Below are 13,364 nucleotides of genomic sequence, written 5' to 3'. Positions count from 1 at the left end.
TCTGCTTGAACCAACAAAGGCGCAAGCGCCCGTTAAGCAACGTACAAACTGTGCCTCCCAGGACGGGAGGTAGTTCGATGTTGCCCCAGGACGGGGCGAACTTAATCGAACTTCCCCTTTACTGGAATGAGATAAAGGAAACATGTCCCTTTAGGGGTATGCCGTTGTTGGGCTTTAGCCCGAATTTAAACGGCCCTCCTTTAGTTTTGAGTTGATGTTGACTTTCACCACAAGGGTATAAGGGCGACTAAGCCTCACAAAGACCGCTCGGCAAGTCTTCATTATCGATTGGAGGAGTGTGAAGTTTGCTAGTTGCTGGGCGCAGAGCGGACGTGGCCAGCCCTGGATACCTAAGTTATCACATCATTTTATTTTATAGTTTCTTATTGTACTAAAAAATCCTAATGCAGCCACGAAGGCCACCTTAGGATTTCCCTTTTAGTTCACAATATGTTTTTTTATTCTCCGTATATAATTATGACGAATAAAGATAAAGTAAATAATTTGGATCAGTGTGAAGCTCCCAAGAACAAGAACAGAGCTTTCGAGCATACTTGTAGCGAACATGTTCTTTAGTGCCGTTAAAGCAACTGCACCATGGATAACTGCTACGATAATTGGAATAAAGAACAATAAGGCAAGCTGTGTTGTTAACACTTTCGACAATTCCTTATCCGTCAGACCGATTTTACTGATCATCGCGAACTTCTGCTGTTCACTTTCTAAGTCAGCATACAAGCGGAAATACAAGAAACTGCCTGCTGCTACGAAGAATACAACACCAATGAATAAGCCGATAAACAGAACTGTACCGAAAGATTGATTGATAATATACCAATCGTAACCAAGATTACTAAAGGTGAAGTGCTCACCATATCCATTCGTGTCACTTACCCCTAGCTCTTCTAGCAGCTGTTCTCCTATATCCGCTGTCGCTTTCCAATCTTCTACTTGAAAGGCATAGAAGGTTTCCTGCTCAAAGTCAGTGATTGTATCATAAAATGCATCATCAACAATTAAATAATTTTCAAACGTACGGATCAGAGCCGAACCGAATGCTGTTATCTGATTTACTTCATTACCCGCAAATTCAAGCATTCGCTTCCCCTCCACTTCTTTTGGTGGAAGCATTGCACTATGATAATACAGGTAAGCCGCCTCCTGTCCATCTAAGGCAACCTGTTCCTCGCCCCGTCCTGCTGCTTCAGCAATTGCATTAAACTCCGACTCGGAAATAATCCCCGTTAGTGGATTATAGCCATCATCGGCGAGACTTGGAATTGAAACATTTTTTATATGAACAGGCAGTTTCTGATAGGTAATGCCATCAAGTTTATCCTCAATAATTGCAATATGTTCCGTTTCTTGTTCATCCCCATGCTCTGAATAATATTCTACCGCAAAGGGACGTTCATCTAATATATTATTCGTAATCATAAACCGGAAACCGACAAGCGTACCTATCGCAGTAAACGCAACCGTTGATACAATTGCAACAAAGAAAAAGGTGCGCGCATTATCCTTCATCCGGTGCGCCAAATCGGAAAATAATACGAGATTCGTCTTTTTCCAAAACAGCCCTTTTCGTTTTTTCAACCGATTGATCATAAAGACACTTAATTGAGTGAAAAGGAAATAGGTCCCGATAATGACAATAATTGTTACAGGAATCATGGCGAATACGACTTGATCCCCTTTCACTGTTAATGCAACCCCGTAACCAACCGCCAGTAACATAGCAGCTAATAACGAGAGGAGAACAGAAGCTTTCGGTTCTTTCTTCGGAACAGCGCTTCCCTTGATCAAATCGATTAATTTATTTCCTTTCAAGATGAACACCGTGAAGAAGGATATCACAACAAACAAGAGTAAGAATGCACCACAAGTAAGCAAGATCGCTTCCCATGGCATATAAAACGGCAAGGATTCTTTTAACTCAAGCACCGTTTCCGCCGTCATTAGGATGAGCTTCGCGAACACAAGCCCGATTCCCACACCGAAAATCGTTGCAATGAAGCCGATCAACACATTTTCTAAAAAGACCATCCTACGCAATTGCTTATTCGTCATACCGAGCATAACCATTAAGCCGAATTCCTTCTTCCGTGAATGAAGGAAGGCACTCATCGAAACGAGTACAAAGATGAACGAAAAAACATAAATAATTCCCTCAGCAAAATGCAGACCTACCGTAACGCTCGAATGCACTTCCTTTAATGCCGGGTGAAAGGCAAAAATCGCATAAACAAAGAAAACCATTACTGAAAATAAGCTACTAAGGAAATAAGCAGCATAGACCCGTTTATTTCTTAAGACATTATTAAACGCGAATTGACGAAAGGTCACTTGTATCTCCCCCCAACAGCGATAGCACATCAATTATTTTTTGAAAGAAAGCTTGACGGTTATCTCCACGCTGAATCTCGTTATATAGCTTCCCGTCCTTAATAAAAACAACCCGCTGCGTGTGACTTGCAGCGATTGGATCATGGGTCACCATCATCATCGTTGTCCGGTCGTCCCGATTAATTTGTTCAAGCATTTCCATTACCGTCCGGGATGCTTTAGAGTCAAGGTTACCTGTTGGCTCGTCGGCGAGCACCATTTTCGGCTGGTGGATAATCGCTCGGGCTATAGCCGTCCGCTGTGCTTGTCCACCGGAGATTTCATAAGTGCGGTTTTTCAAAATTTCCAAGATGCCGAGCTTTTCAGCAACTGCTGCGACACGCTTCTCCATTTCTTTGACCTTTGTTCCTTCAAGCGTAAGTGGCAGCACAATATTTTCCTCCACGGTCAATGTCGACAGCAAATTAAAATCCTGAAACACAAAGCCCAATTCTCGGCGGCGGAACTCTGCCATTTCATTATGTTTCATCTCTAGCGGATTCTTGCCACTGATAAGAATCGAACCTGAAGTTGGCTGGTCAATCGTTGCAACCATATTGAGCAATGTCGACTTACCGCTTCCCGAAGGACCCATGATTCCAACAAATTCCCCTTCTTCAATAACTAAATCAATATCCTCAAGCGCTTTATGCGCTACTTTTCCATCATATACTTTGCTTACGTTTTGTGTTTTTAAAATTTCCATGCTAAAAACCCCTTTCCTTCTACAACTAGTGTAAAAGAAAAGAGGAATTTTAAACATCGGTCTAGCTTTCAATTAGCTTACATTTCTGTAAGGTTTCTTAACTCGGGAATGTTAATTTGACTAATGTCCCTTTTCCAGGCGTAGATTCTATTTCCACAGTATGTCCTAGGTTGTCACATATATCTCGAACTAGCGCAAGTCCCATCCCCGTCGATTCACGATAAATCCTTCCATTTTCACCAGTAAAAAATGGAGCAAATACACGTTTTATATCTGATTTCGGAATACCGACTCCATGGTCTTGAATGAGTAATTGAACTCCTGCAGCAGTCCTTGCTTCCAAGATATAAATCTTATGTGCTTTCCCTGCTGAATATTTTACAGCGTTCGTAATAAGCTGGTTGATGACAAAGACTAACCATTTCTCATCTGACTCCACACGAACTTCCGAAAGGTCGAGCTCCGGGTAAACCCTGTTCTTAATGAATAGCCGCTTATTATCGCGAATTACTTGTTCCACCGCTCGCTTTAATCCGACCGATTTCACGTGAAAGTCTTGTTCGAACACTTCTAGGCGAGCAGCATATAAAACCATTTCCAATCCCTTTTCAAGCTTATCCGTTTCTTCACGGATACTTAGAATTTGCTCATCTTCATATTCCTGGATAATCAACTCGATGACAGATAATGGTGTCTTCATCTGATGCACCCATTGATTGATGAATGTCATATGTTCATTTTTCTTACTGTTCGCATGTGCTATTTCGCTAATATATAAACGATGTTGTGTCTTTAAGAGTTCGCTTAGGGCAGCAGAAAGTGGAGCTTCGTCAAATGTTTCAAACACTTCCTCCAGCCAGGCAATCGGATTTGCCAAGCGTTGGTAAAATTTCCGTAATGTAACGTAACGGTATACTAAATAACCTGTTAGAAAGAGGATGCTTAAAAATAAAAGATAAAAGATGAGTGACACTTCACGAAGGCCGCTTAACCAGAGCACAAGCACCATAACCGTGAGCTGAATAATATTTAAAAAAATGAGCGAAAACTGGTCACGAAAAAATAGTTTCTTCATGAGCCGTGCTCCCAATTCGCTACGAGCCGGTAGCCTGCACCTCGAATCGTTTCAATCGCATCTTGAATCCCTAACTCCTGCAACCTTTTCCGAACGCGAGTGACATTCACATTCAGTGTATTTTCATCAACAAAAGCTTGGTCATCCCACAGCTTTTCGAGGAGTAATTCCCTTGATACAACCCTCGGAGAACGACTCAACAGCATTTCGAGCAAAACAGCTTCTTTCTTTGTTAGAGTAATCACGTTTCCACCTTTCACTAATTCCATCCGTTCCGCGTAAAGAGTAAGCCCGTCCAGCTCAATCTTCCGCTCTTCCACTTTTGGTGCATATTCCCCGTATGCTCTCCGTAAGTTACTCTTAATTTTCGCAACGACGACTTCATAAGCGAATGGTTTCGTAATATAATCATCCCCGCCATTTTCCAGTGCCATGACTTGATCCATCTCCCCTGAACGGGCAGAAATGAATATGATCGGACAGGTTGAAAACTGTCTAATCTGCCTGCACCAGTAGAAACCATCAAAGCTAGGTAAATTAATATCCAATAATACAAGATCCGGTTGAACTTTGTGGAACTCTTCCGTTATTGCATCAAATTGTTCTGCGACTACCGCGTTATAACCATATTTTTGCAAATGGCTCTGCAGGAGTACGGCAATCTTTGGATCATCCTCGATAATTAAGATCTTCGCCATTGGTAACCGTCCTTTTATACATAAGTTATAATCGTTCCTTATAGTATAACGTAAGTCGGACCATTTTTAACATAAGCATTTCAATTGAATAAACGGGAATCGATCTAAGCAATTCAAATTTTGATTCACTCACAGTTTCACTGGATGATATAAATATATTTCTTTCCCTCCAAAGACTAAAACCCTTGGAAATCCCCAAAAATTGGCGCAAATAATGAATTAAAAATAGTGAACATATCAAAAAACAATATAATTCCCATTAGAATCATGATGCTTCCACCGACTTTCATAAATGCACCACTGTATTTTTTAATCCACGTAAATTTCCCGATAAAAAATGCCATCAACAGAAACGGGATACTAAAGCCTAATATATAAGCTCCCATGTACCAGATACCTTGGGACGGATTCGCGCCGACAAGAGCTAACGTGGCTGCTAATATCGGTCCCATACAAGGTGTCCAGCCCAATGCAAAGGTTAAACCAATCAACACAGTGCCTAGATAACCAGATGGCTTGTTTTTTAAGTTTAGTTTATGGTCTTTCATCAAGAAGGTCGGGGTGAAGATCCCAACTGTAACTAAACCAAAAAACACGATGAAGATCGCGCCGACCTGGCGGATGATATCTCCGTATTGTATATACCACGTCTCAATTAAACTGGCACTTCCAGTTGACCCTAATCCCAGCACGAGATAAATAATGGAAAATCCTAATAGAAAGAATAATGTATGAAATATCGCTTTGCGTTGTCCTCCTATTTTACCGCTTTGTACATCAGACACACTCATTCCAGTAATATAGGATAAGAATGCTGGATAGAGCGGAAATACACAGGGTGATACAAAGGATAATACCCCTGCGCCAAACGCTAGAATAATAGAAACTTCCGTTAGCATACTCCACCTCCTTTGCTTTGCTATTTCATTTCTTTACACTTAGTAAAATGGTGTAAGACAATCGCTAGTTCTTCTTTCGAGTAATTTAAAAGCAGCGACTTTATTTGATTTCTTTCTTCTTCAGAAATTGTCTTTATTGTTTCATGCGCACCCATGTCACTCTTCCCTTTCACAAACGTCATTGCTATTCCTTTTACCTTACACTAGGATAAGTATTTGTTATCATACTATACTTAAGAAGCCAAGCACACTTGTAACTTCAATCGTGAGCGGTTCAATCAATCACTTCTGTATGGAAACAACGTACCATATGATTAACCATTGTTTCCCCAAGATCTGTAAACGTTGCTATACCTCGTTTGTGAATCGCCGTTTTAAAACCTTCTGCATCTGCTCCTGAAACTGTTAAAAAGTCACAGATATCCGTCGTTACCCCAACGGTATGAACCTTCTCCACACCCGCCTTCCTGAATGTTTCAGCCAAATCTGTTTGGAAGAATGCATTATAGTTAGTCTTTGCCGAATATATTAGGTTTTCATTATTCTGATTAGCTTCGTACCAATCATAGAGCTCCCCGTACAATTGCTGGCCTTCCGTACCGACAATATTATGAGGTGACCATAATTCGAAGTGAGGGTCATTTGGCTGATGGGCATCCATCGATACAACAACCATCTTTCCTGCTTCTAGAAATTCGGTTGCCAAATCCTTAATGTAAGGTACAATTTCTTGTGCTGGTTTACCGACAGTTAATGGGCCATCGTCTGCTACAAAGTCATTACTCATATCAACAATTAATAACGCTTCTTTTACCAATTTGAATCCGCTCCTATATGTTATTTTTTAAAACTATATTTTTTCATTTCTTCTATATGCTTCATCTTGTTATCCCAACAAGCCTGACTTAAATCGACTGGATATTCTTCCGGATTTAAGGAACGCTTGTATTCTTCCCATAATAGATTCAATTGTTCCTTGGAGTAAGATTGAATCTCTTGGAGTGGTGGGTTTTCATACATAAGTATACCATCCACAAAAATATCCTCATGTAAATCCTTTGCGATGAAATTGGTAACAAAACTTCCAATATACGTATGCACGGGATGGAACATATGAAGTTTAGATTCTTTTTCAGGTTGTTCGTAATTTAAGGCGATATAATCCCCTTCTGATTTATTTGTAAATTTATTAATGATACGGTATACCTTTTTTAGTCCCGGTGTCGTAACCTTTTCAGGACTGGAAGAAAGCTTGATCCGATCGGTCATTTCGCCATTTTCATCTTCCATAGCTACCATCTTATATACGGCTCCCAAGGCTGGTTGGTCGAAAGCAGTAATCACTTTCGTTCCAATACCCCATGCGTCGATTTTCGCTCCTTGTGCGTTTAAATTCATCATGGTATATTCATCTAGATCATTTGAAGCGATGATTTTGGTATCTACAAACCCTGCTTCATCTAATAATTTTCTTGCTTCCTTGGAGAGATAGGCTAAATCTCCACTGTCTAATCGAATCGCTTCAAAATTTATGTTATCGCCAAGCTCTTTCGCAACTTTGATTGCCGTTGGAACACCTGACTTTAACGTATCATAAGTATCCACTAGGAAAACGCAATTCTTGTGGGATTTTGCATATTTGTGGAAAGCAATATATTCATCTTCATATGCCTGAACATACGAATGGGCATGCGTTCCAGATATAGGAATACCGAAGCGCTTGCCTGCTCGAACATTGCTTGTGCTAGAGAAGCCACTGATAAAAGTTGCTCTCGTACCCCATAATGCAGCATCAAATTCATGCGCGCGTCTCGTACCGAATTCCGATGCCGGCTTGTCCCCCGCAACTTGCATAATCCGGGAGGCCTTCGTTGCAATAAGCGTTTGGTAGTTAACGATATTCAACAGAGCCGTTTCAATTAGTTGCGCCTCGATTAACGGGGCTTCGACTTGAAGAATTGGTTCATTATTAAATACAACCTCGCCCTCCTTCATTGCACGGACATTCCCTGTAAAGCGCACCGTTCGTAAATAGTCAATAAAATCTCGCTTGTAGCCTAACTCCTTTAAATAATCCAGATCACTTTCGGAAAAATGAAAGGTCTGTAGATAATCGATGATTCGTTCTAACCCAGCAAATATTGCATATCCATTCCCAAATGGCAACTTCCTGAAATACAAATCAAATACAGCTTTTTTATGATGAATATTATCTTCCCAATAAGCTTTTGCCATATTAATTTGGTATAGGTCCGTATGAAGGGCAAGACTATCATCACTGTAATTGTTCATAATAATTTCCTCCTAAGCTGACTAATGGTGCTTGGACACCCGTACTATAAATAAACTTTACACCTACTCATTTGTTTTTTCACCTTTTTTGCAATATATCTTTTGCAAAGTCAACAAGTTCATGCACTTCTTTTGTCCGTAAGAAATTTATATCCAAGCGAGCAAGATGTGCTCATTTTGCTTAGCGCGTCATCTTTAAGATATATCATAGCATGGCGCCCATTTTTATACCCTATCTTTCAAAAAGACGATCTTCCGGAAATCCTGCTTATCTAAAATGATCATATACATTCGATGTAACGACAAAGAAGTCTTTATTTTTTATCTTAGCTTCAATCTGTGTGAAAAAGAAAAAGCCTGAATAAAGTTCTATTAACTTCATCCCGGCTTTTATCATGTCTAGAACATTCTCTCCATCTCGTTTCATATTCATATCTAACATCCTTTTACTGTTTTATTCCTTATGAAAAGGTATGAATCACTTTCAGTATAACCTATGTTACCATGTTTACAAAGCAGTCTCTTCCAGCTATGATGAATACAGAATTCAGGTAGGGAGGACGTAAGATGAATACAATCATGGATGCCATTGGAATAGAGATAATTGAAGTAACAAAGGAAAAAGTGATAGCGACAATGCCTGTACATGGACCAACACGCCAGCCTTATGGATTGCTGCATGGAGGAGCGTCAGTGGTTCTTGCGGAGACCGTGGCCAGTGTAGGAAGCATGAATCTAGTAGATGCTGAAACGGAAGCAGCAGTGGGGCTTGAGATTAATGCGAACCATATCCGCAGTGTGCGGGATGGTAACGTAACTGCAGTTGGAAAACCGCTCCATATCGGAAGGACAACCCATATATGGGAAGTTAAAATTACGGATGAAGCAACAGGCAAGCTTGTCTGTGTATCCCGTTGTACAATCGCAGTCATTCAGAAATAAGCATTTATAATTATGATGGTGAAGAAAGAATGAGTAGACAGAACAGGAAACTAGGGTTTTTCTTTGTTATTATCGGTGCAACATTTTGGGGAGTCGGTGGTACGGTTTCCCAAAAACTTTTTCAAGATTTCCAAATTGAAGTAGATTGGCTTGTTACCGTCCGATTGCTTGTTTCTGGAATCTTATTATTAACGATTCAATATCTCACAAGGGATAAGAAACAAGTATTCGATGTTTGGAAAAATAAGCGGAATGCGTTCCAGCTTCTTATATTCGGACTTTTTGGTATGCTTGCGGTCCAATATACGTATATGGCTTCGATAAATCACGGAAACGCGGCTGTTGCTACCCTATTACAATATCAAGCGCCAATTATGATTATCGCCTATTTATTGGTACGGAGACAGATGAAGTTAAGAAGAATTGATTTTGTAACTGTCTTCCTTTCTTTGAGCGGCTGTTTCTTTTTACTGACGAATGGATCGTTATCAGGATTATCTGTCCCCGCACCGGCAGTCATCTGGGGAATTCTGTCAGGGGTCGCTTTCGCTTTTTACACATTATATGCTGCTTCCCTCCTCGCCTATTTCGATTCCCTCGTTATTGTCGGCTGGGCGATGGTCATTGGAGGCTTCACGTTAAGCTTTATCCATCCACCATGGCAAATGGATTTCGCGGCGCTCCCACTAGAAGGGTATCTTTATTTATTTTTCGTCGTGATTTTTGGAACGATGATTGCTTTTTGGTTTTTCATCGAGAGTTTACATAGTCTTTCACCAAAGGAAACGAGTTTAATAGGTAGCTTAGAGCCGCTCGCCGCAGTTTTAACGACTGTATTTTGGCTGAAAGAGCCATTCGGATCGTTTCAATGGCTTGGCACAGCTTGTGTGATTGCGATGATTGTCTTTATGGCTTTAGCAGATAGTGAGAAAGCTGAGATTGAATGAGGAAGAGACATTCAGGAGTATGGCCTGGATGTCTTTTTATGCTTTTTTACTTTTGACATTTCCTTTAAAATACTCTATAGTTTCCTTCGTTAACTATTACCCTAGGTAACTAATTTTCGCAGGAGGAGGTTAAAACTTGGAAGGATTCTTTCAGCGTTATTTAAGCTTATATCGCCCGCTCATTAGCAAATTGAATGAACTATTAAGCGATCATGGACTTTCCTATTCCTTATGGCAAGTTATCTTTTACTTAAATAATAACGGGCCCTCTACATTAGTTGAGATTGCGAACTACTATAATGTGGAGAAACCAACAATCACAAGAAGAGTTCACCGCTTGGAAGAAATGCAAATTATAAAACCAATTCCAAGTGAAGACAGAAGAGAGAAGATTATTCAATTAACGGATTTGGGTAAAGAGATTTATCGAACATGCAGAATAAAAATAACGGATTTAGAAAATCATGTCATGGAAGGTATCACGAAGGAAGAGCAACTAGCTGCTTATCATATCTTCCCTAAATTACAAGAGAATATTAGAGCGGATAATGAACGTGAGTAAACCGAAACTATGGACAAAGGATTTCATCATTACTGCCATGATTAACTTTTTCCTGACGATGGTCTTTTACTTATTAATTGTCATCATGGCGGTCTACGCTTCTAACGAATATCAAGCTTCCACAAGCCTTGCTGGGCTCGTAACTGGAATCTTTATTATCGGCACGCTGATCGGAAGACTATTAGCTGGGCGAAATATTGAGTTGATCGGCCGGCGGAAAACATTATTTATTGGCCTAATTCTTTTTACGATTATGAGTATTTTTTATCTTTTTAGTGCGAGTATCTATTCGCTATTAATTGTGCGACTGTTGCATGGATTTACACTTGGAATAGCGAGTACAGCAGCTGGAACAATTGTTGCTGACCTGATTCCGGCATCTCGAAAAGCTGAAGGGATCGGCTATTACAGTATGAGTGCAACTTTGGCTGCAGCTATTGGTCCATTCTTTGGGCTTTATCTAAGTCAAAACACGAGCTATTCGATTATTTTTGGTTTCTGTTTACTATTGGGGGTTATTAGTTTAATTACAGCATTTCTAATCAATGTGCCAAAAGTAGACTTTTCAATAGAAGAGTTAGAGGAGAAAGGATTTAAAATCTCTAATTTTATCGAACCAAGGGCGATGTCTATTGCAATTATTGTTCTCGTGCTAGGTCTTTGCTATTCGAGTGTGCTTTCTTATATTAACTTTTATGCCGCAGAAAAAAACCTCGTTGAAGTGGCGAGTTTCTTCTTTCTCGTCTACTCTGTGGCAATCTTACTATCACGCCCTTTCACTGGCCGCTTAATGGATTTGAAAGGAGCAAACTATGTCATGTATCCAGCTTTTGTGATTTTTACAGCTGGAATGCTGCTTCTAAGTACAGCAAGTGGCGGGATGACTCTATTATTGTCTGGATTTCTGATTGGTCTTGGGTTTGGGAATATCCAGTCCTGCTCACAGGCTATCGCAGTTAAGCTGACCCCGCCTCACCGATTAGGACTCGCTACATCAACCTATTTTATTGCGCTTGATGCAGGGCTTGGGTTCGGCCCTTATCTGCTCGGATTCATTATACCTTTAATAGGTTACAGTTCCCTTTACGGTATTTTAGGTTTTGTAGTATTAGCTTCAACCGTGCTTTATTTCTTCTTGTATGGTAGAAAAGAGAAGCAAATGCTAAGAATAACATAACAAAAATCCGAACAATCTAAGGTAGAAGTTCCTCCTAGATTGTTCGGATTTTCCTATCTAACAAACGATTCTTTTATCGCGCATTAACGGTCTGTAATACCCCCACTGAATGAAGTTTCACTTTATAAGTCGTCAAACCCGTTCAAATCACTTACTTTTGTATAGGCACGTGACTTTTGCTCAAAGAAGTCTGTCTTCGTTCCATCAAAGTTATCTACATATGCGCGAATCCATTTCATCGGATTATCGAAGTAACCATCATATATCTCACTTAAGCCCAACATACGTAACATCTTATTCGCTCGATATTTAATATAGCCTTCCATTTCATCTAAATCAATTCCATCAACATGAGCTAATACATATCTGGACCAATTAATCTCTTGTTCCACCGAATGACGGAACGCATCATATACCCACTCATTGAACGCTTCCGTATTATACTCCGGATTCTCAGCTAGTGTTGCGCGGAACAATTCGCCAATATATCTTCCGTGCTCGAGCTCGTCCCGATTAATATAGCTGATCATCGTACTAGTTCCTACCATTTTATTATTTCGTGCTAAGTTATAAAAGAAGGCAAATCCGGAATAGAAAAACATTCCCTCCAGCAGAGAAGTATAGACCATGACTTTTAATATGTTTTTGATTGTCGGATTCTCTGCAAATTCATTATAAACTTTGATAATCCGTTCGTTCCGTTTTAGGAGAACTGGATCTGTCCGGCCTAACTCGAATGACTTATTCTGTTCATCCAACGACACGACAGATGATAAAACATACGAGTAGCTCTCATTATGCACAGCCTCTTGCTGCGAAATTACAGCCATAATGGATTGTACGGATGGATCGGTTGCGTATAAAGATAATAACAAGGCCGTCCGTGTCTGTGGTGCATCTAACGTAGACAGTAATCCGATAATCTTCAAATAGGCATCCTGTTCATCCTTCGTCAACTCGGGAAACTGCCTAATATCGGAAGACATATTGATTTCATCCGCTTGCCAGTAGTTTCCTAGTAACTTTTTGTAAATCTGATACCAATGGGGATATGCAATATCATTCCAATTTAAAATACCACTGGACTTCCCCCCAAAAATCCCTGTTGATTTATTAGGGTTTTTTGGTTCTAACGTTCTAGCTTTTTTTAAAACTACAGTCATATTTGTATTCCCTGCCTCTTTTAATTTTCTATTCTTACTCACTCTATACGCCTACTGTCACCCAGCTCTTCTGCTCTTTTTCTTTTCTTACACTTTCTACAATTCCATCTACCCAATTGGAAACTTTTATCTCCTGGCTTCCCCTTGGGGACTGTTCTATTTTCAAACCTTCCCATGGACTATTGTAAAATCTAGCTAGTTTCGTAACTGCAAGACAGAACATCTCTTCCCCGCCAAATTGGGTTTCGCCTGAGCCAAACACGGCAATATTATCCGGCTTATAGCCGACATCTGCTACAAAGTCTTTTACTTCAGCCGGGGTACTACCCAGATCCCAAGTAAACGTCCCTAACATGACGACATCGTAATTACTTAACTCAGGAAAATAGGCACCCATACCAATTTCATATAATTCAGGTTGATAACCGTGATGATTTAATCGATCCTGGATCATCTCCGCTATTTCCTCGGTATTGCCACTAAAACTATGATAAGCAATGAGTATCTTCATTTATTTC

General features: G+C 40.2%; 15 protein-coding genes. 4 read left to right on the top strand and 11 right to left on the bottom strand.

Annotated features, from left to right (window positions below; genetic code table 11):
* Positions 1-438 precede the first annotated feature (438 nt).
* From IEX94_RS13765 to IEX94_RS13725, 9 genes are all read right to left on the bottom strand, one after another.
* The gene (locus IEX94_RS13765; RefSeq protein WP_188858302.1) at positions 439-2,346 is read right to left on the bottom strand and encodes an ABC transporter permease; all 1,908 of its coding nucleotides are present in this window, start codon (positions 2,344-2,346) and stop codon (positions 439-441) included.
* Complete coding sequence (locus tag IEX94_RS13760) at positions 2,321-3,091, bottom strand: ABC transporter ATP-binding protein (protein ID WP_188858300.1); 771 nt, start codon at positions 3,089-3,091, stop codon at positions 2,321-2,323. The genes IEX94_RS13765 and IEX94_RS13760 overlap by 26 nt, the downstream gene beginning before the upstream one ends.
* 97 nt (positions 3,092-3,188) lie before the next feature.
* Entirely contained in the window at positions 3,189-4,166 is a 978-nt protein-coding gene (locus IEX94_RS13755; protein WP_188858299.1) for a sensor histidine kinase, read from the bottom strand.
* Positions 4,163-4,864, bottom strand: a complete 702-nt coding sequence (locus tag IEX94_RS13750; RefSeq protein ID WP_156857515.1) for a response regulator transcription factor — start codon at positions 4,862-4,864, stop codon at positions 4,163-4,165. The genes IEX94_RS13755 and IEX94_RS13750 overlap by 4 nt, the downstream gene beginning before the upstream one ends.
* Before the next feature lie 176 nt (positions 4,865-5,040).
* Entirely contained in the window at positions 5,041-5,763 is a 723-nt protein-coding gene (locus IEX94_RS13745) for a cytochrome c biogenesis CcdA family protein (protein WP_156857514.1), read from the bottom strand.
* A gap of 20 nt (positions 5,764-5,783) precedes the next feature.
* Positions 5,784-5,945, bottom strand: coding sequence for a hypothetical protein (locus IEX94_RS13740; RefSeq protein ID WP_156857513.1), 162 nt, complete (start codon positions 5,943-5,945; stop codon positions 5,784-5,786).
* Between the two features lie 92 nt (positions 5,946-6,037).
* Positions 6,038-6,580 (bottom strand): cysteine hydrolase family protein, encoded by a 543-nt coding sequence (locus tag IEX94_RS13735; protein WP_188858297.1) that lies wholly within the window; start codon positions 6,578-6,580, stop codon positions 6,038-6,040.
* Positions 6,581-6,600: 20 nt separating this feature from the next.
* A complete protein-coding gene (locus IEX94_RS13730) occupies positions 6,601-8,055 on the bottom strand; it encodes a nicotinate phosphoribosyltransferase (protein WP_188858295.1) in 1,455 nt (484 codons plus the stop codon).
* Positions 8,056-8,323: 268 nt separating this feature from the next.
* The gene (locus IEX94_RS13725; RefSeq protein ID WP_188858293.1) at positions 8,324-8,488 is read right to left on the bottom strand and encodes a hypothetical protein; all 165 of its coding nucleotides are present in this window, start codon (positions 8,486-8,488) and stop codon (positions 8,324-8,326) included.
* A 134-nt stretch (positions 8,489-8,622) separates the two neighbouring features.
* Here IEX94_RS13725 and IEX94_RS13720 point away from each other — a divergent pair, with 134 nt between their 5' ends.
* The 4 genes from IEX94_RS13720 to IEX94_RS13705 all read left to right on the top strand — a co-directional run bounded on the left by IEX94_RS13720 (position 8,623) and on the right by IEX94_RS13705 (position 11,683).
* Positions 8,623-8,997 carry a hotdog fold thioesterase gene (locus tag IEX94_RS13720; RefSeq protein WP_156857511.1) on the top strand — a complete coding sequence of 125 codons (375 nt, stop codon included), beginning with the start codon at positions 8,623-8,625 and terminating at the stop codon, positions 8,995-8,997.
* Positions 8,998-9,026: 29 nt separating this feature from the next.
* Complete coding sequence (locus IEX94_RS13715) at positions 9,027-9,944, top strand: EamA family transporter (RefSeq protein WP_156857510.1); 918 nt, start codon at positions 9,027-9,029, stop codon at positions 9,942-9,944.
* 136 nt (positions 9,945-10,080) lie between these two features.
* Entirely contained in the window at positions 10,081-10,506 is a 426-nt protein-coding gene (locus tag IEX94_RS13710) for a MarR family winged helix-turn-helix transcriptional regulator (RefSeq protein WP_188858291.1), read from the top strand.
* Entirely contained in the window at positions 10,493-11,683 is a 1,191-nt protein-coding gene (locus tag IEX94_RS13705; protein ID WP_188858289.1) for an MFS transporter, read from the top strand. The genes IEX94_RS13710 and IEX94_RS13705 overlap by 14 nt, the downstream gene beginning before the upstream one ends.
* A 122-nt stretch (positions 11,684-11,805) precedes the next feature.
* Here the strand turns inward: IEX94_RS13705 and IEX94_RS13700 are convergent, their stop codons facing one another.
* Both IEX94_RS13700 and IEX94_RS13695 read right to left on the bottom strand, forming a co-directional pair.
* Positions 11,806-12,846: a ribonucleotide-diphosphate reductase subunit beta gene (locus tag IEX94_RS13700; protein ID WP_188858337.1), complete on the bottom strand. Its 1,041-nt coding sequence runs from the start codon at positions 12,844-12,846 to the stop codon at positions 11,806-11,808.
* A 43-nt stretch (positions 12,847-12,889) separates the two neighbouring features.
* On the bottom strand, positions 12,890-13,357 hold the full coding sequence (locus IEX94_RS13695; RefSeq protein ID WP_188858288.1) for a flavodoxin: 468 nt from the start codon (positions 13,355-13,357) through the stop codon (positions 12,890-12,892).
* Between the last annotated feature and the right edge of the window lie 7 nt (positions 13,358-13,364).

Source organism: Oceanobacillus indicireducens (genome assembly GCF_014647195.1).
Classification (GTDB): domain Bacteria; phylum Bacillota; class Bacilli; order Bacillales; family Amphibacillaceae; genus Oceanobacillus; species Oceanobacillus indicireducens.
Note: the sequence above shows the minus strand (reverse complement) of the source record. Positions and strands in the feature narration are given on the sequence as shown.

Excerpts from the sequence above, each read along its gene's own strand:
- IEX94_RS13760 (WP_188858300.1), bottom strand. The coding sequence starts at position 3,091 with ATGGAAATTTTAAAAACACAAAACGTAAGCAAAGTATATGATGGAAAA.
- IEX94_RS13755 (WP_188858299.1), bottom strand. The coding sequence starts at position 4,166 with ATGAAGAAACTATTTTTTCGTGACCAGTTTTCGCTCATTTTTTTAAAT.
- IEX94_RS13750 (WP_156857515.1), bottom strand. The coding sequence starts at position 4,864 with ATGGCGAAGATCTTAATTATCGAGGATGATCCAAAGATTGCCGTACTC.
- IEX94_RS13745 (WP_156857514.1), bottom strand. The coding sequence starts at position 5,763 with ATGCTAACGGAAGTTTCTATTATTCTAGCGTTTGGCGCAGGGGTATTA.
- IEX94_RS13740 (WP_156857513.1), bottom strand. The coding sequence starts at position 5,945 with ATGACGTTTGTGAAAGGGAAGAGTGACATGGGTGCGCATGAAACAATA.
- IEX94_RS13730 (WP_188858295.1), bottom strand. The coding sequence starts at position 8,055 with ATGAACAATTACAGTGATGATAGTCTTGCCCTTCATACGGACCTATAC.
- IEX94_RS13725 (WP_188858293.1), bottom strand. The coding sequence starts at position 8,488 with ATGAATATGAAACGAGATGGAGAGAATGTTCTAGACATGATAAAAGCC.
- IEX94_RS13720 (WP_156857511.1), top strand. The coding sequence starts at position 8,623 with ATGAATACAATCATGGATGCCATTGGAATAGAGATAATTGAAGTAACA.
- IEX94_RS13715 (WP_156857510.1), top strand. The coding sequence starts at position 9,027 with ATGAGTAGACAGAACAGGAAACTAGGGTTTTTCTTTGTTATTATCGGT.
- IEX94_RS13705 (WP_188858289.1), top strand. The coding sequence starts at position 10,493 with ATGAACGTGAGTAAACCGAAACTATGGACAAAGGATTTCATCATTACT.
- IEX94_RS13700 (WP_188858337.1), bottom strand. The coding sequence starts at position 12,846 with ATGACTGTAGTTTTAAAAAAAGCTAGAACGTTAGAACCAAAAAACCCT.
- IEX94_RS13695 (WP_188858288.1), bottom strand. The coding sequence starts at position 13,357 with ATGAAGATACTCATTGCTTATCATAGTTTTAGTGGCAATACCGAGGAA.